General features: G+C 75.5%; 18 protein-coding genes. 12 read left to right on the forward strand and 6 right to left on the reverse strand.

What is annotated here, in order from left to right; all coding sequences use genetic code 11:
* Window positions 1-90 precede the first annotated feature (90 nt).
* From ACFY0O_RS04955 to ACFY0O_RS05000, 10 genes are all read left to right on the forward strand, one after another.
* Window positions 91-1,107: a hypothetical protein gene (locus ACFY0O_RS04955; RefSeq protein ID WP_388943457.1), complete on the forward strand. Its 1,017-nt coding sequence runs from the start codon at window positions 91-93 to the stop codon at window positions 1,105-1,107.
* On the forward strand, window positions 1,104-2,051 hold the full coding sequence (locus ACFY0O_RS04960) for an ABC transporter ATP-binding protein (RefSeq protein ID WP_388942879.1): 948 nt from the start codon (window positions 1,104-1,106) through the stop codon (window positions 2,049-2,051). Before ACFY0O_RS04955 ends, ACFY0O_RS04960 begins: the two co-directional genes overlap by 4 nt.
* Complete coding sequence (locus ACFY0O_RS04965; RefSeq protein WP_388942882.1) at window positions 2,048-2,974, forward strand: ABC transporter permease; 927 nt, start codon at window positions 2,048-2,050, stop codon at window positions 2,972-2,974. The genes ACFY0O_RS04960 and ACFY0O_RS04965 overlap by 4 nt, the downstream gene beginning before the upstream one ends.
* Window positions 2,971-5,736, forward strand: coding sequence for a hypothetical protein (locus ACFY0O_RS04970; protein WP_388942885.1), 2,766 nt, complete (start codon window positions 2,971-2,973; stop codon window positions 5,734-5,736). The genes ACFY0O_RS04965 and ACFY0O_RS04970 overlap by 4 nt, the downstream gene beginning before the upstream one ends.
* Complete coding sequence (locus ACFY0O_RS04975; protein WP_388942888.1) at window positions 5,733-7,571, forward strand: hypothetical protein; 1,839 nt, start codon at window positions 5,733-5,735, stop codon at window positions 7,569-7,571. The genes ACFY0O_RS04970 and ACFY0O_RS04975 overlap by 4 nt, the downstream gene beginning before the upstream one ends.
* Window positions 7,568-9,550: a TOMM precursor leader peptide-binding protein gene (locus tag ACFY0O_RS04980; protein WP_388942890.1), complete on the forward strand. Its 1,983-nt coding sequence runs from the start codon at window positions 7,568-7,570 to the stop codon at window positions 9,548-9,550. The genes ACFY0O_RS04975 and ACFY0O_RS04980 overlap by 4 nt, the downstream gene beginning before the upstream one ends.
* A gap of 13 nt (window positions 9,551-9,563) precedes the next feature.
* Entirely contained in the window at window positions 9,564-11,033 is a 1,470-nt protein-coding gene (locus ACFY0O_RS04985) for a hypothetical protein (protein WP_388942892.1), read from the forward strand.
* 1 nt (window position 11,034) lies between these two features.
* Window positions 11,035-12,045, forward strand: a complete 1,011-nt coding sequence (locus tag ACFY0O_RS04990; protein WP_388942894.1) for a thiopeptide-type bacteriocin biosynthesis protein — start codon at window positions 11,035-11,037, stop codon at window positions 12,043-12,045.
* Entirely contained in the window at window positions 12,042-13,262 is a 1,221-nt protein-coding gene (locus ACFY0O_RS04995; RefSeq protein ID WP_388942897.1) for a JmjC domain-containing protein, read from the forward strand. The genes ACFY0O_RS04990 and ACFY0O_RS04995 overlap by 4 nt, the downstream gene beginning before the upstream one ends.
* Before the next feature lie 126 nt (window positions 13,263-13,388).
* Window positions 13,389-13,577, forward strand: coding sequence for a hypothetical protein (locus ACFY0O_RS05000; RefSeq protein ID WP_358891353.1), 189 nt, complete (start codon window positions 13,389-13,391; stop codon window positions 13,575-13,577).
* 18 nt (window positions 13,578-13,595) lie between these two features.
* On the opposite strand, the gene ACFY0O_RS05005 is transcribed toward ACFY0O_RS05000, so the two are convergent.
* Entirely contained in the window at window positions 13,596-14,213 is a 618-nt protein-coding gene (locus ACFY0O_RS05005) for a TetR/AcrR family transcriptional regulator (protein ID WP_388942899.1), read from the reverse strand.
* Window positions 14,214-14,317: 104 nt separating this feature from the next.
* Between ACFY0O_RS05005 and ACFY0O_RS05010 the strand changes: the two genes are divergently transcribed.
* Window positions 14,318-15,250 carry an alpha/beta fold hydrolase gene (locus ACFY0O_RS05010; RefSeq protein WP_388942902.1) on the forward strand — a complete coding sequence of 311 codons (933 nt, stop codon included), beginning with the start codon at window positions 14,318-14,320 and terminating at the stop codon, window positions 15,248-15,250.
* 120 nt (window positions 15,251-15,370) lie between these two features.
* Window positions 15,371-16,324 (forward strand): UbiA family prenyltransferase, encoded by a 954-nt coding sequence (locus ACFY0O_RS05015; RefSeq protein WP_388942904.1) that lies wholly within the window; start codon window positions 15,371-15,373, stop codon window positions 16,322-16,324.
* A gap of 110 nt (window positions 16,325-16,434) precedes the next feature.
* Here the strand turns inward: ACFY0O_RS05015 and ACFY0O_RS05020 are convergent, their stop codons facing one another.
* The 5 genes from ACFY0O_RS05020 to ACFY0O_RS05040 all read right to left on the reverse strand — a co-directional run bounded on the left by ACFY0O_RS05020 (window position 16,435) and on the right by ACFY0O_RS05040 (window position 21,174).
* Window positions 16,435-17,136 carry a LuxR C-terminal-related transcriptional regulator gene (locus ACFY0O_RS05020; protein ID WP_358891349.1) on the reverse strand — a complete coding sequence of 234 codons (702 nt, stop codon included), beginning with the start codon at window positions 17,134-17,136 and terminating at the stop codon, window positions 16,435-16,437.
* Window positions 17,137-17,357: 221 nt separating this feature from the next.
* Window positions 17,358-18,323 (reverse strand): DMT family transporter, encoded by a 966-nt coding sequence (locus ACFY0O_RS05025; RefSeq protein WP_388942907.1) that lies wholly within the window; start codon window positions 18,321-18,323, stop codon window positions 17,358-17,360.
* A 5-nt stretch (window positions 18,324-18,328) separates the two neighbouring features.
* On the reverse strand, window positions 18,329-19,255 hold the full coding sequence (locus tag ACFY0O_RS05030) for a RimK family alpha-L-glutamate ligase (RefSeq protein ID WP_388942910.1): 927 nt from the start codon (window positions 19,253-19,255) through the stop codon (window positions 18,329-18,331).
* 27 nt (window positions 19,256-19,282) lie between these two features.
* On the reverse strand, window positions 19,283-20,008 hold the full coding sequence (locus tag ACFY0O_RS05035; protein WP_388943459.1) for an SDR family oxidoreductase: 726 nt from the start codon (window positions 20,006-20,008) through the stop codon (window positions 19,283-19,285).
* Entirely contained in the window at window positions 19,900-21,174 is a 1,275-nt protein-coding gene (locus ACFY0O_RS05040; RefSeq protein ID WP_388942912.1) for a homoserine O-acetyltransferase, read from the reverse strand. Before ACFY0O_RS05040 ends, ACFY0O_RS05035 begins: the two co-directional genes overlap by 109 nt.

The following is a 21,174-nucleotide window of genomic DNA, read 5'->3' on the forward strand; positions in this document are numbered from 1 at the left end:
ACACACGTGGAAGGCGCCCCGAACGAGCGCACGATCGGCCTGCGCTTTCATGCGCAATCACCGATCGGACCCTCATGGATTTCGCAGGTGATGGTACCGGTGGTGCGGTCCCTGCGCATCGAGCACAACGCCACCGTGGCCTATCTGGCCCGTGGCTGGAAGCACGGCCCGCACGTCGAGCTGATCGCCCGCGGCCCGGACGGAATTCCGTGGCGGGAGATCGCCGGCTCCGTCGACTGGCGGCTGGAGGACCTCCCGGAACCCATGACCGGGGAGCAGTACCTCGCCCAGGCCCGTGAACTGGGCCGGCTGGAACGCGTCGAGCCCCCCTACCTCCCGCTGCACCCGCGCGGCACCCTCGGCTTCTTCGACCGCCACCCCGGCATCACCTGGCCCGAAGCCCTCGAGGACCCCCGCGACCTGGCGCTGACCCGTATGTTCACCCCCCTGGCACGGCTGATGGACCTCGCAGCCGGCCGGGACGCAGGCGTTCCCGTCACGGCCCTCGCCGAGGCGTTCACCGCCCTGTGCACGGCCCACCCCGGCGGCCCCGCCTACGGGGTGTTCTCGCTGCGCTCGCACGCCGAGGCGTTCCTGCACTGGGCGAGCTCCGTCAAGGACCCGCGCCCCTCGTTCGCCCGCCGCCGCGAGGCCGACGCGCCCATGCTGCGCGCGGTCGTCGAGCGGGCCCGGGACGGCGCCGAGAGCTCCGAAGCCGCCGAGTTCCGGGCGGCGTTCGCCTACGGCATGGGGGTCTTCGACACCGCGGCGGCCCGCGGCGACCTCAGCGCCGAACTGCTCGACGGGCTGGCCCCCGTCGAGGACCGCGCGTCCACGGCCCCGCCCGGACACCGCGGCCCCGTCGGAGAGGGCCGCAGCGAGTTCCACGCGACCATCGCCGAGAGCCGGGTCGCGGACCGGACGCCGTCCTGGTTCGCCTCGTACCGGCTCCTCATCAACCTGTTCTACAGCCGGCTCCCCCTGCTCGGCGTGACACCCATCCAGCGCTACTACCTGTGCTTCGCCATCGCCGAGACCGTCGACGAGGTGTACGGGGAGGACTGGCGCGAGCGGCTGCGGCGCGCAGCGGAGAGGAAGGCGGCATGAGCCCGCTCAGCACGCCGGTGGCCGGCCCGGCCCCGGCCACGGCCACCGCCGGGGACGCCGGCGACCTCGCCATCCGGACCTCCGGCCTGCACAAGGCGTACGGGACCCACGTCGCCGTCGGCTCCGTCGACCTGGAGGTCCGCCGCGGCGAGGTGTTCGGCGTGCTCGGCCCCAACGGCGCCGGCAAGACGACCACCATCGAGATCCTGGAGGGCTTCCGGCACCGCTCCGGCGGCTCCGTCAGCGTCCTCGGCGAGGACCCCGGCCAGGCCGGGCGCGCCTGGCGCAACCGCATCGGCATCGTCCAGCAGAGCGGCACCGACCACGACGGCTGGCGGGTCGGCGAACTCGTCGAGCAGATCGGGCTGTGCTACTCCGACCCGCTGCCCGTCCGGGAGGCGCTGGAGCTGGTGGACCTCGCCGACCGCCCCCAGGCCCTCCTCGGCTCCCTCTCCGGCGGCCAGCGCCGCCGCCTGGACCTGGCCCTCGCGGTCGTGGGCCGCCCCGAGCTGCTGTTCCTCGACGAGCCGACCACCGGCCTCGACCCGCAGGCCCGGCGCGACTGCTGGGCCATGATCGAGCGGCTGCGCGACGAGGGCACCACCGTCCTGCTCACCACCCACTACCTCGACGAGGCCGAACGGCTCGCGGACCGGGTCGCGGTCCTCGCCGCCGGCCGGGTACGTGAGGTCGCGCCGCCCGCCGAACTGGGCGGCGGCGACGCGGGCACCGAGGTGTCCTGGCGCGAGGGCGGCCGCACCCGCACCGTCACCACCACCGAGGTCGGCCCCGTCCTGGAGGACCTGCGCGCCCGGCTGGGCACGGACGTCCCCGGCCTGGAGATCCGCCGCCCCTCCCTGGAGAGCCGCTACCTGCGGCTGATCGAGGACGCCGGCCGCCACCGTGAGGGCGACGGCACGCACGAAAGGAGCAGGACCCGATGACGCCCACCCCGACCCTCGAAGCCGGCGGCTCCGCCGGTGCCGCCGGTGCGGCTGGTTCCCTCGCCACCGCCGCGGCGGCCCCCGCGAAGGCGCCGATCGGCGCGGTGACGGCCCGCGGCCCGCTGCCGGGCGTCCTGCGCACCGGGGTCCTGCGCGCCCGCGCCGAGCTGCGGGTCTTCTTCCGCAACCGCACCGCGGTGGCCATGAACATGGCCCTGCCCGTGGTCCTGATGCTGCTGTTCGGCTCGATCTTCACGATGAAGGCCGGCGACCACACCGTCTCCATGCACGACGTGGTCGTGGCCGGCGTCCTCGCGTCGGGCGTCATGTCCGCCGCGTTCGGCGTCCTCGCCACCGGGATCGCCCTGGAGAGCGGCGACGGCTCGCTCAAGCGGCTGCGCGGCACCCCGTTCGCGACGGGCTCCTACTTCCTGGCCAAGACCGTCCTGGTGCTGGTCCTGGCGCTGCTCCAGTCCGTCGCCGTGCTGGCCCTGGCCGTCATCGTCTTCGACTTCCAGCTGCCCACCACCGCCGGCCGCTGGGCCACCCTGGCCTGGGTGTTCCTGCTCGGCTCGGCCGCCACCGCCCTGCTGGGCATCGCGGTCGGCTCGCTGATCACCGACCGGCGGACCATCACCGCGGCCGTCCAGTTCCCGTTCGTCCTGCTCCAGTTCGTCTCCGGGGTCTACTACTCCTTCTCCGGCCTGCCGGACACCGTGCAGCGGATCGGCGCGGTCTTCCCGCTGAAGTGGATGGCCCAGGGCATGCGGGCGGCGCTGCTGCCCGACGACATGGCCGCGCTGGAGCCCGCGCACAGCTGGGAACTCGGCCGGGTCGCCCTCGTGCTGGGCGCCTGGGTCGTGGGCGGCCTGCTGCTGTGCGTCGCGGCGCGCACGCACCGGATCCGGAAGGACTTCCGGTGACGATCACAGAAGAACGCCCGACCGAGTCCACCGCCGGGGGCGATCCCCTGGTGAGCGCCTCGGCGACGGCCCTGCGGGCCACCGCCGCCGCGCAGGCCACCGCCGGGAGCGCCCTCCCGGTGAGCGTCTCCGCGACCCTTCTGCGGGAGCCCGCCACGGAGTCCACCGCCGGGGGCGATCCCCTGGTGAGCGCCTCGGCGACGGCCCTGCGGGCCACCGCCGCCGGAACCGCCGCCGCGCAGGCCACCGCCGGGGGCGGCCCCCTGGTCGAGGCCTCGGCGGCGGTCCTGCCGGGGGCGCCGGGGGGTGGGGTCGAGCCCGTGTGGATGTTGCGGGTCAACCCGCTGCGCCGCACCCGGCTCGCCGATCCGGCCCTCGCCGGTGTCCTCGACGAGCTGGCCCGGGTCGAGGCCGAGCTGGCCGTGCGGGCCGCCGCCTGCACCGACGCCCTCTACGAGCGGATCGGCGCCGCCCCCGCCGACGAGCGGGCCGCGCTGGTCGCCGTGCGCCGGGCCGTGCACAACGACAAGGTCCCGGCCCGGCTCCCGGACCCGGCCCCGGCCGAGTTCCTCGCCTGGCTGGAGCTGCGCGTCCTGCGCGACGGCCTCCTCGCCGAGGCGGCCGAGGAGCACCCCCGGGCCCTGGCCCGCGAACGCGGCACCCTCTCCGGCCTCCTCGGCGACGAGGACCTGCTGCGCTCGCTCGCGCTGCTGGCCCCCGAGGTGCACCGGGCCGCCGTCGGCTACCGCGAGGGCACCCTCTCGCGGGCCGCCAAGTCCGAGCGCGGGCTGCTCCAGTACGTGACCCGGGCCATGATGCGCACCAGCCCCCTCGCCCGCTTCACGGCGGTCGGCCTGGCCGTGCCCTCCCCCGACGGCGCCCGCCCCGACGAGGTGTCCTTCGCCGGGGCCCGCTCCTTCCCGCACCTGGACCAGGCGATGCTCGGCTACGTCGCCCGCACCGCCGACCCCGCGCTCCCGCCGGGCCCCGGCACCTGGGTGCGCCAGTCGCCCAGCCTCTCCCCGGGCCCCGGCCCGGACCGGATCTCCTTCGTGCAGGCCGGCGACGACAGCAGCCGGCTGCTGTCGACCGCCCTCACCGAACCCCTGCGCCGGCTCCTGAACGCCACGGACATGGGCCCCCGCACCGTCGGCTCGATCGCCGGCGACCTCGCCCGGACCCTCGGCACCACCCCGGAGCAGGCCGCCGGAGTCGTCCTGGGCTCCCTCAAGGCCGGGCTGCTGTGCACCACCGACGGCCCCGAGGACTGCGCCGCCGACCCCCTCGCCGGGGAAGCGCGCCACGCAGCCCTGCGCACCGCCCTCGCCGGACTCGCCGACGCCGGGCACGCCGAACGCGCCGAAGCCCTGCGCGGCATCGACGCCCACACCAAGGCGCTGACCGAGGAGACCCGCCGCCCGGCCGTCCTCCCCGTCTCCGAGAACTACCTCCTGCCCCCGGCCGAGGTCGACACCCGGGGCCTGGACCGGCAGCTGCGCGACCTCGCGCACGCCATGGAGTTCCTGTCCGCCTTCGACCGGCTGCACGACATCCGCGCCGTGCTCACCGACGTGTTCGTCGAACTCCACGGCCGCGGGGCCTCCGTGAACCTCACCGACCACGCCCGCCACCTGGTGCGCACGGTCAACGAGCGGGTGATCGCGGGCAGCGACAGCCTCACGCCGCTGCGCGCCCTGCGCACCCGGATGCTCGGCGCGCTCCGCGCCGACCTCGCCGCCCGCGCGGGCGACACCGAGGTGGTGTGGGACGCCGAGTGGCTCGCGGAGCTGGCCGCCCCGCTGCCCGACCGGTTCCGCCGCGACGCCGTCGCCTACAGCGTCCTCGTCCAGCCGGCCGGCGACCGGCTGGTCGTCAACGACTCCTACCCCGGCCACGGCATGCTCTACGGCCGCTTCCTCGGCCACGACGCCGAACTCGGCGGCCAGGCCCTGTCCCGGCTGCGCCGCCGCCTGACGGAACGGCACGCCACCCACGGCACCGTCCTCGCCGAGGACCGCGGCCTGCACGGGGTCAGCGTCAACGCCCACGCGCCCGTCCTCGACCGGCGGCTGCGCGCCGACGACTGGTACGGGCTGCGGCTCGTCCACGACCCCGACCTCGACCGGCTCCACGTCGAGGACGCCGACGGCCGCCCGCTGCACGTCCTCACCCTCGGCACCGGCCACCCCGAACTGCTGCCGCCGCCGCTGCGCCTGGCCAACTGGCTCGTCATGGGCGGCCGGCTGCTGCCCGACCTGGGCATGCCCGGCGGTCTCGGCGGCCCCGGCATCGGCGGCGTGGCCACCGAGCCGGCCACGCCCCGGCTGCTCGCCGGGTCGGTCGTCCTCCAGCGCCGCCGCTGGTACCCGGGCGAGGACTTCGAGCAGGCCGTCAAGCAGGGGCCCGGTGAGGCCGACCGGCTGCTGGCGCTGACCCGCTGGCGCGCCCGCCACGGGGTGCCGGCCGAGGTCGTCCTCAAGCCCGCCCCGGCCGGCAACGCCGGGGCCGGCTCGGGCCGTGGACCCGCCAAGCAGCGCAAACCGCAGTACGTCGACCTCACCAGCGCCCTGCTCGGCCGTGTGCTGCCGCGGTTCCTCGACCGCGACGGCAGCGGCTTCGTGGAGGAGGCCCTGCCCGCCGCGGGCGCGTCACCGCACGCCTACGAGTGGGCGGTCGAGATCAGCAGGCCGTCCGGCGGACGGTTCACCTACACCCGGCCCGGCGACGGGCCCACCGACGACAAGGACCAGGGAGAGCGATGATGAGGATGAGGCTGCGCCCGGCCCTGCACTACGCACCGGTGCGGGACGGCGTCTACTTCGGGGCCGAGGGCACCTCGTTCGTGGTGCGCGGCCCGGCGGCGCTGTTCCGGGTGGCCGACGTGTGCGTGCCGCTGCTGGAGGACGGCGCCGACGAGGACTCCCTCGTCGCGGCCCTCGGCAGCGAGGCCGCCCGGCCCGTGGTCGCCACCCTGCTGAACACCTTCAGCCGCCAGGGCCTGCTCCTGCACCTCGACGCGCTGAGCGTCCCCGAGCCGGACGCGGAGACCCGCGAGCGGTACCGGGACGTCCTCGCGGACCTGGAGACCCTGCACGAGGACCCGTACGCGGCCTTCGCCCGGCTGCGCGCCGCCACGGTGCTGGTCGCCGGCCCGGCCGCCGCCGTACTGCCCGCCGCCCGCGGCCTCGCCCGCACCGGCGCGGGCCGCCTGGTCCTGGCCGTACCCGCCGAGGAGCACGCCGCCGCGGCCGACGCGGCCCACCGGCTGGGCGCGGAACTGCTGGTCCTGGGCGCGGAGTCCGCCCCGGCGGCGACCGCTCCGGGGACGGCGCGGCCGGAAGCGGAGTCCGCCGCGACGCCGCCGGCCGCCGCGACGCCGGCGCCCGCCGCGACGCCGGCGCCCGGCGCGACGGCCGCCACCGTGCCGGCCGACGTGGCGATCGTCTGCGCGCCGGGCGAGCTGCTCGGCACCGAGCTGGCGCGGGTGGCCGCGCTGCTGCCGCCCGGCTGCCCGGTCGTGCCGGTCCGCCAGGACACCCGCTTCCACCTCGTCGGCCCGCAGCTCTCCGGCGCCTCCGGACGCCTGGAGGCGGTGGCCGCCCGTGTCGGCCACTGGGTGGACGCCCCCGGCGCCGCCCCGCTGGGCGCGGCCGCCGGCGCGCTGGCCGGAGCCCTCGCCGGGCAGCTGGCCTACCGGGTGCTGACCGGCACCGCCGGCGCGCCCGACGCGGGCGCGTACGTGGTCCACGGCGCCGAACTCAACGCCTCCCGCCTCGACCTGACCCCGCTGCCGGCGGCGGGCCCGGCCGACGGCCTGGACGAGGCCGTGGCCCGTGTCCAGGCCGTCGGCGCCCGGTGGACCGGCCCCTTCGCCCTGGTCACCCCCGAGAACCTGCCCCAGCTGCCGCTGGGCGTCGCCGAGGCCGAGCACCGCGACGGCACCCCCGGTTCCGTCGCCGCCTGGGGCGCCAACCAGCGCTCCTCCTCGGTGGCCGCCGCCCTCGCGGCCCTGCGCGCCCAGCAGCGGACGGCCCCCGAGGCCGTCGCCGCCGCGGGCACCAGCGAGCAGGGCTGGCTGCTCGACGGCACCCTGCGGCTGCTCGCCGCACGGGCCGAACCCGCCGGGGACACCCCCGCGTTCGAGGACCTCGACCAGGCCGCCCAGGTGCTCTGGCGCACCCTGGAGGACCACGAGTTCCTCACGGTCGGGCTGAGACTGCTGCGGGTGCCGGGCGTGGACTGGCCGCTGGCCGTGGTCCACGACCGGGCCACGGGCCACGACGTCGCCTCCGCCTGGGGCCCCGACCGCGCCGCCGCGGCCGTCGCCGCCCTGAGCACGGCGCTGACCCGGGTCCAGACCCGCCGGATCCGCGGGCGGGAACTCGTCACCGCCGGACCCGACACCAGCGCCCTGCTGCACGCCGGCCCCGCCGAGCTGACCGCACTGGCCGCCCAGACCCGGCTCTGGCTCACCCCGGCCGGCCTCCGCACCGCCGATCCCGTGGCGGGCGAGACCCCGCTGTGGTTCGGCACGGTGACGGCCCGCCCGGCCACGGACACGCTTGAGGAAGCCCTCCCGAAGGAGGTCCTGGCATGACGACCGCCCCCGACCTCCTGCCCACCCCCGCGGCCCCGGCCGCTCCGGGCGTCGTTTCACGTGAAACATCGGCGGGCCCGGCCGGCCTCGACACGTCGGCCACGCTCCCCGATCTCGCCGGGCTGCTCGGTGCGTACGCCCGGGCCGCCGGGCTGGACGCCGGGGACGTCGTCCTGCACACCGGCTGGGCCCTCGGCCGGGAGCGGGAGCTGTACCGGCGGGCCCTCGCGGACGGGCGGCCGTACCTGTCGGTCCGGATCGCCGGTGACGAGGCCCTGATCGGGCCCCTGTGGGCGCCCGGCACCGACTCCGGGTGCCCCGGCTGCGCCGAGACCCGGGCTCGGATCGCCGTCGACCACCCGCTGGCCGACCGGATCGACCAGCCCGTGCGCGGGGCCCGACCGCCCCGGCCCTTCCTCGCGGAGGCGCTCGCGGCGGCCCTGGAGACCCTCACCACCGCCCCCCTCGCCCCCGGCGAGCTCCTCGCGGCGGGCGGCTCCGGCATCTCCCGCCACCGGATCGTCCGCACCTTCAACTGCGCCGTGTGCGCCGCCCCGGCCCCCGCCCCCGACCCGGCGGCCCGCCCGCCCCGCCTGGTCCTCGACGACCCGGCCGCCTCGCCCGGCGACCCGGTGCGCGGCACCGGCGGCGACGCGCTGCTCGCCCCGGGGGTGCTGCGCCGACGCCTGGTCGACCAGCGCTTCGGCCCGGTCCTCCAGGTCATGCGCGACCTCGACGCCCCGTACGCGATGAGCAACGCCGTCCTGCCCGAGTCGCCCGCGCACGGCTACGGCCGGGCGCTGACCTTCGACCGCGCCGAGTCCGTCGCGGTCCTGGAGGCGTACGAGCGCATGGGCAGCTTCCCGCACCACGGGCAGGTCCTCACCGGCCTGTCCTACCGGGACGTCGCCGACCGCGCCCTCGACCCGGTCACCCTCGGCACGTACACCGAGGAGCAGCTCGCCCACCCCCTCTCCCGGGTCATCCCGAGCACCCCCGACACCCCCATGGACTGGGTGTGGGGCCATGACCTCGCCACGGGCGAGCCGACCCTCGTCCCGGCCGAGATCGGCTTCTACCGCTACGAGTACCTGCACCGCCACGACCGTCACGGGGCCCGCCGCGACCAGCACGCCGACCGGCGCCGCAGCCACTTCCCGGACTCCTCCAGCGGCTGCGCCCTGGGCTCCGGGCTCACCGAGGCGGCCCTGCACTCCCTCCTCGAACTCGCCGAGCGGGACGCGTTCCTGCTGTCCTGGCACCGGGCGCGGCCGCTGCCCGCCATCGACCCGGCGAGCCTGACCGACCCGGTCTCACGCCGGCTCCTGGACACCATCGACATCCACGGCTACGACGCCCACCTGCTGGTCGCCACCCAGGACATCGACATCCCCCTGGTGTGGGCGATGGCCGTCAACCGCACCGGCGGCCACCCCGCCAGCTGGTCCGCGGCCGGCTCCGGCGCCGACCCCGAGTCCGCGGTGCGCGCCGCGCTGTGGGAACTCACCCAGATGTGCACCCGGCCCCCGGCCGACCCCGAGGCGGGCGCCGCGATGGTCGCCGACCCCTGGCAGGTGGACCTGCTGGAGGACCACGTGGACCTCTACAACCGGCCCGAGACCCTGCCCCGGGTCACGGCCGTCCTCGGCGGCCCCCGCGTCACCCTCCAGGAGGCCTTCCCGGGCTGGCCGGACCGGCTCCTGCGGGCCGCCGGCGGGACCGTACGGGGCGCGCTGGAATTCGTACGGGCCCGGTTCGCCGACGCCGGCCTGGACCGGATCGTCCTGGTCGACCAGTCCACCCGCGACCACACCGACCTCGGCCTGGCCGTGGCCAAGGCGGTCGTGCCCGGGATCCTCCCGATGTGCTTCGGCCACGCCCAGCAGCGCCTCACCGGCCTGCCCCGGCTCACCGCCGCGCTGCGCGGCACCCCGCAGGAACACCGCAGCGCCCCTTACGACCCCCACCCCTTCCCCTGAGAGGCAGGCCCCGATGAGCACGTCGACGCCGCCGGCCACCCTGTCCCGCCGCGTGCTGCGCTACGCCCACGCGCAGGGCACCGGCCGCTCGCAGTTCCCCACCCCGGCCCAGGTCGCCGAGGCCTCCGGGCCGCTCCCCGACGGGGCGGCCGGGGCGCCCGGTGCGGCGCTGCCGTACGGGACCACCGAGCTGCTGGAGCGCGCCGCGTTCCCGGCGGGCCGGGTCACGGGCGCAGACCGGCCGCAGGAGCGGGCGCTGCTGGCGGCGTTCGGGCTCCAGCGGGCCGAGCTGACCAACCCGTACTTCGAGCACCGCGCCCTGCCGTCCGTACGCAGCCTGTTCCCGGTGCACGCCTTCCTCACCGGCGAGGGCCCCGCCCGCGTCCTGGACGTGCACCGGCACGCGCTGACGGAACTCCCGGGCACCACCCGTGACACCGCCCGGCGCGTCCTGCTGGCCGGCCGCTACACCCGGCTCCCGGCCTTCTACGGCCCGCTGCGCGGCACCCTCACCGAACTGGAACTGGGCATCTCGCTGCGCGCGCTCGCGGTGGGCCTGGAACTCTTCGGCGTGCGGGGCCGCCTGACCCTCCCGGCGTCGGGCGGATCCCTGAGGGAACTGGGCCTGGCGGACGGCGAATGGAGCTGGCCGCTGACGATCGACCTGGCCGAGCCGACCGAGCCGGCGGGGTCACGGGCGGAGCCCCCGGAACCGGAGGGAGCACGGGTCGGGGACCAGCTGCGCGCGGCCGCCCTCCCCGACCCCTCCCTCGACGAGATCCTGGCGGTCAACCGCACCCAGGCGGCCCTCGGAACCACCGCCCCCGCCCCCCTCACCCCCGCGATCCCGCCGGACGCCGCCGCCCGCGACCTCTCCTGGGCCGAGGCCCTCTGGGAGCGCGGCTCCGGCCGCATGCCACGCGGCCTCACCGGCATGGCCGGCCGCTTGCGCCAGGTGTCGCGGGGCTCCCTCGCCGGCGCCGCCGCATGGGCCGCCGTCCCGCCGCCGGGCGAACTGCTGCGCCGGGTCGCGGAGCACGTCAACGTGACCGTGGCCGTGCAGGCCACCGACGGGTTCGAGGACGGCGTCCACCGCCTCACCGGCGGCCGGCTGCTGCCGCACCGCCCCGGCCCCGGCGCCCTGGCGGCCCTGGAGCGGGACTACGGCTACCACCTGGCCCCGGGCAACGGCTGCGACGTCCGCCACGCCTCCGCCGTCTGGTTCTGCTCCGTGCGCCAGCACGAGCTCGTCGCCGAACTCGGCCCGGGCGCCTGGACCCTGGCCCAGTACGTGGCCGGCTGGATCACCCAGGGCCTGTGCCTGAACGCCGCCGCCCACGGGCTCTACGCCCGCCCGGCGCGCGCCTTCGACGGGCTCGCCGTCCAGCGGCCCCTGGGGCTCGCCCCCGACGAGACCGTCCTGCTGTCCGTCATCAGCGGCACCCCGCGCTTCAACGGACTCCCCCTGGACCTGAGGTTGTGACATGAACGAGACCCCGAACACCCCGGCCCGCAGCTGGACCTCCTGGCACCTGCACCTGGCGTCCCCGGACCGCTCCGTGGGCGACCGCGTCGTCACCGAGGTGGTCGGTCCCGCCACGGCCGCGCTCCCGCCCGGCAGCTGGTTCTTCATGCGCTACTGGCAGGGCGGCCCGCACGTCCGCCTGCGCGCCCGCGACCTCGCGGAGCCGGAGGCTGCCGCGCTGGGCGGCGTACTGCGGGAGCGGCTCGCGGCCGCGAACGTCCTGCGGCCCGGCGAGACGCCCGTGGACCCGGCCCGGTTCGCCGTCCAGTCCCGGCGGCTGGCCACGGCGGGGGAGGGCGGGGTCCCCGTCGAGGAGCGGGAGCTGCTGGCACCCGGGGTGTACGAGACCCCGTACGTCCCCGAGTACGGGCGCTACGGCGGGCCGGGGCTGATCGGCGTCTCCGAGGACCTCTTCGGCAGTTCGAGCGCGCTGTGCCTGGCCTTCCTGCGCACCGGTCCCTCGGACCGGGCGCGGACGGCACTCGCCCTGCGGGCCACCGCCGTGGCCGCCTCCGTCCTCGACGCCGGTCTCTTCGCCGCCTTCGGGGCGGGCTCCTGGAGCGACTGGGCGCTGAAGGCGGGCTACCCGCAGGAGGTGCTGACGGCGCTGGAGGCGGAGTGCGTCATCGCGGCCGACCGGCTCACCGCCGACGGCCACGACCTGATCGCACGGGCCACCTCCTCCCCGGGCCCGCTGGCCTCCTGGCGGGCGGCGCTGTCGGACGCGGTCACCGGGCCGCTCGGCTCGGCGGGCGCGTACACGGCGCGGATCGTGTTCTCCCACGTCCACATGCTCCACAACCGGCTCGGCCTGGGCACGCTCGACGAGCTGCGCAGCTACCTGCTCCTGGCCCGCCAGGCCGGGGCCGCGACCCCGGCGGCCACGGCCACTCCGGCGGCCACCCCGGCGGCCGCTCCCGGCCCGGTCTCCTTCCCCACCCCCCTCCCGACCGCAGCGAGGACGGCATGACGACGACCACGACCCCGACCACCACCGCCTCCGGGCTGTCCCGGCCGGCCTTCGCGGCCCTCGGCCGGCTGACCGCCGACCCGGAGGCCTTCCGCGCCGACACCCCGGCCGAGCCGGTGGTCTTCCGCGCCCCCGGGACCTTCTCGGACCTGTTCGGCTGGGCGGCGCTGGACGACTGCCTCGCCGCGTCCGGCCGCCGCCTGCCCGACTTCCGGGTGATCAGCGGCGGCGCCCAGATCGCCGACCAGCGCTACACCCGCCCCACCCTGATGTACGCGGACGCGCCCGACGTGCGCCGGACGGCCGGTGAACTCGCCGAGGGAGCCTCGCTGGTGATGCAGGGCCTGCAGGAGTACAGCGAGCCCCTCGCCCGCTTCACCCGCGCACTGGCCCACGACACCTCGCGGCCCGTGCACGTCAACGCGTACATCACCCCGCCCAAGTCGCAGGGGTTCGCCGCCCACTTCGACCCGCGCGACTCCTTCATCGTGCAGGTCGAGGGCACCAAGGTGTGGACCCTGCGCGAGCCGGTGCTGCCCGCCCCGCTCGCCCACGAGTCCTGGGACCGGCTGCGCGAGCGCCCCGAGTGGACGACGGAGCGCCTGGAGGGGATCGAGCCGTGGAAGGTCCTCACCCTCGAACCCGGTGACGTGCTGTGGCTGCCGCGCGGCTGGGTGCACTCGGCGCGCAGCGAGGGCGTCTCCTCCCTGCACCTGACCCTCAGCCTCACGGCGTGGACCGAGCACTGGGCGCTGGGCGAGCTGCTCGCGCGCATCGTGGACGTGCCCGGCCGTACGACGTTCCCCGCGGACTTCGTCCGGGACCCGGCCACCGCCGCCGAGGCGGTGGCGGACCTGCGCCGGGGTCTGGCCGACTGGTTCGCCGGCAGCTCCGACGAGGAGCTGGCCGCCCTCCTGGCCCAGGCCGCCGTCCGGCAGTTCCCGGCGCCGCTGCGCCAGGTCTCGGCGGTGCTGGCCGACGAGCCCATCACCCGGGAGACGGTGTTCGAGGTCCACCGCGAGACGGTGCTCCGGGCCGTGGTGGAGGGCGGGAACCTGCTGATCCACCTGGCGGACCGGGTGCTGACCTTCCCCGGGGCGGCCGCCCCGGTCCTCGCGGAGCTGCTGGCCCGCCCCCGCTTCACCCCGGCCGAACTCCCCGTCGCCGAGGACGTCGTCCGCCGCCTGTGGCACGAGGGCCTCCTCACCCGCGCCTGACCCGACCCCGCCCCGTGCGCCTTCCCCCGGCGCACGGGGCGCCCCGACCGCAGCTCCGACCGCAGCCCCCCTCCCCCAGCCCGACCGCAGCCCCCCTTCCGCAGACCCTTCCGAAGGAGAACCGCCATGCAGTCCCGTCCCGTGATCACCGTCGCCCTGGTCGTCGCCCTCACCCTCGCCGTCGTCGTGGCGATCGGCGCGCTGCCCCACGACGTGCAGCCGATGCCCCGCATCCTGGCCCTGGCCATCGGCATCTCGACCGTGATCTACACCCTGCGCCGCCCTCGGACCGCCGCCCCGAAGACCTCCCGCTAGGCCGTCTTCAGGCCGTCTCTACGCGGCGTCCTCCGGGACCGTGAAGATCCGGTCCAGGTGGTGGCGGAGCACGGCGGTGGCCGAGTCGGGGCCGCGCTGGCCCACCAGGATGCTCGTGCCCAGGGTCGCCGCCATGGCGAGCAGGCTGACCGCCTCCGTCCGCGCGTCCGCCCCGGGGTCGGCCAGCCCCGCCTCCTGCGCCCCCGCGATCAGCCCGGCCAGGGCGTCCTCGGCGGCGTCCGGGTTCTCGATGAACGGCTGGGCGGCCAGCGCCTCGTCGGTCACGGAGAGGATCGCGTACGAGGAGTACAGGAGGTGGAAGGTGCGGCTCTCCTCGTCGGTGGGCAGCGAGGCCAGGACCAGTGCCTCGGCGGTCGCCCGCGGACCCGGCGCCGGGCCGGCGGCGGCGAGGCGGGCGCCGACGCGGGCCGTGAACCGGTCGGTGAGGTGCTGGAGCCCGTAGAGGAGCAGCTTCTCCTTGGTCTCGAAGTAGTACTGCACCAGCCGCAGGGACACCCCGGCCTCGGCGGCCACGTCCCGCATGCCGACGGCGTGCAGCCCGCGCCGTCCGGCCACCCGCACCAGCGCCTCGGCGATCTGCCCGCGCCGCTCCTCGTGGTCCACGCGCTTGGGCATGTCCTGGCACCTCCACCGTCGTCGCCGTCCCTTCATGGTACCGCTGTACCACCAATATGGTACGGTCGTATCACGAAGATCGGATCTGCAACGGAGGTGCCGCCGTGCCCGAGAACAGGACCCGCGTACGCCGTGACGTCGGCCGCTACGTCAACGACGCGCTCCGCGACCGCTACTTCGCCGCGGCCGACGTGCTCTACGCGATGGGCGCCCCCATCCGCTCGGAGACGGACGTCGAGACCAGCTTCGGCACCACGCACGTGTACCGGTACGGCCCCGCCGACCCGGCGGCCGAGTCCCGCACGCCGATCGTCCTGATTCACGGCGCGGGCTACAGCTCGGCGATGTGGTACCCGAACACCCCCGGGCTCAGCCTCGACCGCCCCGTCTACGCCCTCGACACCCCGGGCGACGCGAACCGCAGCGTCCACCGCGAGCCCATGTGGCAGCCCGAGCGCGCGGCGCAGTGGATGGACGAGGCCCTCGACGCCCTCGGCCTGGACCGGGTCCACCTCGTCGGCTCCTCCTACGGCGGTTGGCTCGTCCTCAACCAGGCCCACCGCCGGCCCGGGCGGCTCGCCTCGGTGACCGCCCTCGACCCCGGGGGCCTGGAGAAGGTCGGACTGCGCTTCTTCGCCTGGGTGTTCGTCAGCCTCTTCGCCAGCTTCGCCCCCAAGGCGCTGCGCCGCCGCTTCGCCGTCTGGCTGGACCAGCCCGTCCTCGCCAGTCCCGAGATGCGCAGGTGGGTCCAGCTCGGCGCCCGCGCCTACCGGATCCGCCGCCCCGCGCCCCTGCCGCTCACGGACGAGGAGCTGGGCTCCGTCCGGACCCCGCTCTACGTGATCATGGGCAAGCACAGCCTGCTCGTGCACCCCAAGCGGCAGGTGGAGCGCGTACCGCGGCTGGTCCCCGGCGCCCGCGCCGAGATCGTCACGGCCACGGGCCACGGGCCCCAGATCGACCACCCGGACGTGGTCAACGCCCGCATGCTGACCTTCATGGACGACGCCGACAGCCTGGAACGCACCGTCGCCTGACCTGCACGCCGGAATCTCAACCTCCGCTGTTTTCAAGCGGATTGGCTCACTCCGGGGTACACCGGCGTACGCCCATGGTTGTATGGCTGAGGCGGTGATCCACTTCCTAGGGTGGCGCCCGTGATCAATCTCAGTGGGCAAGTGATCGTCGCCAGGCCGGTGCGGGTCCTGGACGTCCGTTGGCACTCCCTCGCGGACACCGTCCGCCTGTGCTGGGAGGAAGCCCGGCCCGTCGTCCAGGTCGCGTTCCTGCTGCGGTTCGCGGTCGGCGCGGTGTCGGCGGGGCAGCTGCCGCAGTCGCTCGGGCGGGCCGTGCTCGGCATGGCCTCCCTGTGGTGCGCGGTGGTCTGCGCCTACCTGCTCAACGGCGTCACCGACGTCCACGAGGACCGGGTCAACGGCTCGCGGCGTCCGATCGCCCGCGGCGACCTCGCCGAGGCGACCGCCGCCCGGGGGACCGTCCTGCTGGCCTGCGCCTCCCTCCTCCTCGGCGGGCTCGCCGGGCCCGCGGTGGTCGCCTGGACGGCAGCCTTCCTGGTGCTGGGCTGGGCCTACTCGGCCGACCCGGTGAAGGCGAAGTGCTCCAGCGGGCGTTGCGCGGCGGTGGTCTTCGGGCTGGGCGCGACCGCCTACGGGGCCGGGGTCGCGGCGTCCGGCGGGGCCTGGACCGGGACGGGCGCGCTGGTCGCCGGGGTGATGTCGGCGTGGATGGCGCTGGTCGGCGCCGTGACCAAGGACCTGGGCGACGTCAGCGGTGACGCCGCCGGGGGCCGCCGTACCGTCGCGGTCGTCCGCGGGCCGGCCGCCGCGCGGGCCCTGGCGGTGGCCGGTGCCCTCGCCGTCGGCGCGGCCGCACCGGCGCTGGCCCTGCTGTGGGCGCCCCCCGCCCTCACGGTGGCGGTGCCGGTGGCCCTGGGGTCGCTCTGGGTGGTCGTCCGGGTGCTGCGGGGGGCGCGCCGGGAGGGCGACGGCCGCGCGGAACGGCGTGGTGCCTACCGGGCGTTCATGGTCACCCAGTACGCCGCGAACCTGACCGCACTGACCGGCCTGGCCCTGGCGGGGCTCCTGGGATGAACCCGTCCGCCCGCCCCTGACCGCCCGCCACGATCACCGCTCACCACGATCACCGACCGCCACGATCGCCGCCGAGTACGATCACCGACCGCGCCGCACCAGCGGCGCGGTCACCTGTTTTCCGGGAACATCTTGTTCAGCGCCTGCACCCGGGAGCTGATGCCCAGCTTGCGGTACGCGTTGTGCAGGTGCCGCTTGACGGTCGCCTCGGTGATCTCGAAGCGTCGGCTGATCTGCCGGTTCGTCAGCCCTTCCCGGACCGCCTCCAGGATCTCCCGCTCGCGCAGCGTGAGCACCTCCAGGGCCTGCGGTTCGAGGTCCCCCTGCTCCTTCAGCCCGGACGGCCCCGGGCGTTCGGCGGGGGCCTCCGGCCGCGCGGCCTCCTCGTAGCCCCGGATCCCCTGGTAGAGCCGGGCCCCGGTGACCGTACGGAAGGTGGTGCTGATCTCCTGCTGCACGGAGTGCCGCTGACCGGCCGGCAGCTCGGCCGCCGCCTTGGCGACCGCCTCCCGCATGGCCTCCCAGAGCACCTCCGCCGCCCGGACCGACTCCGACACCGGGATCCGCTGCGTGACGCGGTGCGCCCCGAGCAGCCGGGAGTACTCCCCGACCCCGGTGACCTCCGCCGGCCGGCCCGTCTCCAGCGACTGCGCGCACTCGGCCACGATGTTCTGCGCCTGGTAACGGCACTGCTGCCAGGCGTCGTCACGGGTCGCCAGCGGGCTGCCGAGCCTCTGGAGCTCCGCCCGGTAGGCCTCGATGACCGCGGGCGCGGCGGTCCGGAGTTGCTGCGCGGCTGCCTGACGACTCAACTCTCGCTCACCTTCCCCCGGGACCGCGGCGGGACCTTGCAGGTCGGACCGCTGCGCGAACCCCGCGAACCTAACACCCTGGGGATCCGAGGGAAACGACCGTCCGAAGAGTGAGAAAGCATCGGTCCGGCGCCTCCACTGCCACGGATTTCGTGGTGCGAAGGTCGCCGGACCGATGTATTTCGTCGTTACGGACTGGCCCGGACGGTGGCCCGGTCCGCTCAGGACGTCCTGGCCCGTTGGGTGACGACGATGCAGGCCAGGACGATGCACGCGGTCAGCGGCACGGCCGCGCCGATCTCCTCGCCCATCAGCAGCACCGCCCACAGCAGGGTCAACAACGGCTGCGCCAGCTGGAGTTGGCTCGCCCGGGCCACGCCGATGAGGCCCATGCCCTTGTACCAGACCACGAACCCGCCGAACTGGGAGACCGCCGCGATGTACGCCATGCCGACCAGGGCCTTCGTCGTCAGGTGCACCGGCTCGTGCGGCAGCGCCCACAGGGACACGGCGATGTTGACCGGAGCCGCCAGCACCACGCCCCAGGCGATGACCCGCCAGCCGGGCATGCGGGCCGAGAGCCGCCCGCCGAAGGCGTACCCGGCCGCACAGACGACGAGGGCGCCGAAGAGGTAGAGCTCCGCGACCGTCGGCTTGCCGTGGCTCTGCGTCAGGGTGAAGGCGATCACGGTCGCCCCGCCGGTCAGCGCCGCGGCCCAGAACACCTTCGAGGGCCGGCGCCGGGTGAGGACCGCGGAGAACGCCGCCGTGGCCATCGGCAGCGCCCCGATGACGATCGCCGAGTTGGCCGTCGAGGAGGTCTGCAGGGCCAGCGTGGTGAGCAGCGGGAAGCCGATGGCGCAGCCGCCCGCCACCACGGCGAGCGCGGGCCAGTCGCCCCGGGCCGGCAGCGGCGCCCGTGTCACCAGCAGCGCCGTCCCCGCGATCAGGGCGGCGAGCACCCCGCGCACCCCGATGGCGCTCCACGGGCCGAACCCGTCGAGGGCCCACACGGTGCCGGGGAAGCTGAACGAGAAGCTCAGCACGCCGAGGGCGGCGTAGAGGGTGCCGCGCGCCCCGACGGGGGCGGCCGCGGCGGCCTGTGCGGCGGGGGTGGCGGGAGTGGCGGCCGGGGCCGGCACCGAGGCCGGAGCGTCGGCCGCCGAGGCCTGTTCTGTCGTTGCCATGCTCGTCATCCGTTCTTGCGTTCTCGGGAGATGTCTTCCAGGCGTGCGGCGATGGCCCGCGCGAACCGGCCCGCGGAGCCCTCCGCGAAGGGCATGCTCAGCGACGGCTCGCACACTTCGAGTTCGAGCAGGACCGGCCTGCCCTCGCCGTCGCGGATGAGGTCGACGCGGCCGTAGAGCAGCGGCCGTTCCAGGTCCAGCCGGGCCACGACCGCCTTCAGCGCGGCCGAGGCCACCGCCCGTTCGTCCGGGGCGGCGTCCCGCGCGGTGCGGGCGTCCTGCGAGGGCACGTCGACCGTGCCGTCGGGCAGGAGCAGCGCCCGCTTGCGGATGGCGTGACTGTACTCGCCGTCGAAATAGATCAGGTCGGTCTCGCCGTCGCGGTCGATGGCGTCCATGTAGGGCTGGATCAGCGCGTCGCAGCCCTGCTCCAGCAGCTTGGCGATGTGCCGCGTCGCCTCCGGCCCCTGCGTGCGGGAGAACCGCTGCACGTCGCGCGAGTAGGCGCCGACGGTCGGCTTCACGACGAACTCGGCGGCATCGGGATACCGTTCGAGGAAGGCCCGCAGGGCGTCGGCCGGCTCGGCCTCCGGCGCCACGAAGCTGCTCGGTACGACGGGCACCCCGGCCGCGTCCAGGTCCCCGAGGTAGCTCTTGTCGAGGTTCCAGCGGACCACCGGCAGCGGGTTGAGCAGGTGCGTCACGGCGGTGACGCGCTCGCACCAGGCCAGGAAGCGCGGCAGCTGCTCGACGTAACTCCAGGGGGACCGCAGCAGCACGGCGTCGAAGGCCGCCCAGTCGATGTCCGGGTCCTCCCAGCTGCATATCTCGGCCCGCACCCCGGCCTCCCGGCACGCCTCCAGCAGCAGGGGCATGTCGTAGTCGATCGGCAGGCTGGTCATGTCGGTGGCCAGGGCCACGTGGTTGCCCATAGATGGTCTCCATTGATGTACCGGGGGTTACCAGGGGACGGTGTCGCCGCGGTGCGTGTACGTGCCGGTGGGGCCGTCGTCGCCGAGCAGCGCCATGGCCACGCCCGTGCGCGCCCCGTCCGGGACGTCGAGGTCTCCCTCGCCGTCGTTGAGGCCGGTCCGGGTGTAGCCGGGGTGTACGGCGTTCACCTTGACCGGGGTGTCGCGCAGTTCGTAGGCGAGGTGCACCGTCCAGGAGTTGAGCGCGCTCTTGGAGGCGCTGTAGGCGGGCAGCGACTTGAACATGTCGCTGTAGGCGTAGGAGGAGGGGTCGCCGTGCGTGCCGACGGACCCCAGCAGGCTGGACAGGTTGACGACGCGGCCGGCCGGGGAGCGCAGCAGCAGCGGCAGGAAGGCGCGGGTCACCTCGACGACGGCGAACAGGTTCGTGTCGAAGGTCCGGCGCCACTGTTCGAGCGGCTGCTCGGAGGGTTTCCGGCCGTACTCCTCGACGCGGACGGCCGCGTTGTTGACGAGGACGTCGAGCCGGCCGTACTCCCGCTCGACCTCGGCGGCCGCGGCCCGGACGCTGTCGGCGTCGGTCACGTCGAGGACCAGCGGCTCCACCGGGAGCCCGCTGCCGCGCAGCTCCTCGGCCGCCGCGGTCACCGCCTCGCGGTCGCGGCCGGAGAGCAGGACGCGGACGCCGGCGGCGGCGAGCTGGCGCGCCGTCTCGAAGCCGATGCCGCGGTTCGCGCCGGTGACCAGTGCCAGCCGGAAGGGGTGGGGGGACATGTCGGACCTCCGGAGAGCCAGAGCGAGGTGAGGAATGTGCTGACGGGCGGGCCGAAGCGGTCGATGTCGACGAGGAAGGCGTCGTGGCCCTCGTCCGACTCCAGGGCCAGGAACTCGGCGTCGGTGCCGCCGGCGCCGAGTCCGTCGGCGATCTGCCGCTGCTGCCCGAGCGGGAAGAGGATGTCCGTCTCCACGCCGATGACCAGCGCCTTCTCCAGCCGGATCGCGGCCAGCGCCGCCTCGGTCGTGGAGCCGCAGGACTCGCCCAGGTCGAACCGGTCCATGCAGCGGCTGAGGTGCAGGTAGCTGTTGGGGTCGAAGCGGCCGGAGAACCTGCGGGCGTGGCGTTCGAGGTACGCCTCGACCTCGAACTCGGGACCGAAGGGCACGTCCGCCCCCCGGCGCTCCGCCGGGATCCGGTCGCGGCCGAACCGGCGGTCCCACTCCCGGGCCGAGCGATAGGTGGTCATGCCCAGCTTGCGTGCCGTGAGCATGCCGCGGTGCGGGTAGTTCTCCGTGTCGTGGCCCTCGTAGCGGCCCCCGTTCCAGCCGGGGTCGCAGCGGATCGCCTCGCGCTGCAGCGAGCGGACCGCCGTCGCGAACGGGAGCGCGCTCGCCGCCCCGCAGATGTTCAGGTGGGCACGGGCCAGCCCCGGGTGCCGGGCCAGCAGGGACAGTGCGCTCATCCCGCCCATGGACGTGCCGATGACGCAGGCCAGCCGTTCGACGCCCAGGGCGCGCACGGTGTGCGCGGCGGCGTCGGCGATGTCCTCCATCGACAGCTCGGGGAAGTCGGGCCCGTACGGCTCGCCCGTCGCCGGATCGACGGACGCGGGGCCGGTGGAGCCCTTGCAGCTGCCCGGGGCGTTCAGGCAGATCACGTACCAGCGGTCGGTGTCCACGGGCTTGCCCGGCCCCACCATGGCCTCCCACCAGCCCGGCGAGGGGTCGCCGGGGTGGGAGGCGACATGGCTGTCGGGGGAGAGGCCGGTGAGGACCAGGATCGCGTTGTCGCGTTCGGGCGAGAGCCGGCCGAGCGTCTCGTAGGCCACCCGCGCGCCGTCCAGGGTCCCGCCGCGCAGCAGCGGGAAGGCGTCGGGCAGCGCGGTGAAACGGGCGCCCGGGGGGACGAATTCCTGGCTCAC

The organism is Streptomyces sp. NPDC001594 (assembly GCF_042893675.1).
Classification (GTDB): Bacteria; Actinomycetota; Actinomycetes; order Streptomycetales; family Streptomycetaceae; genus Streptomyces.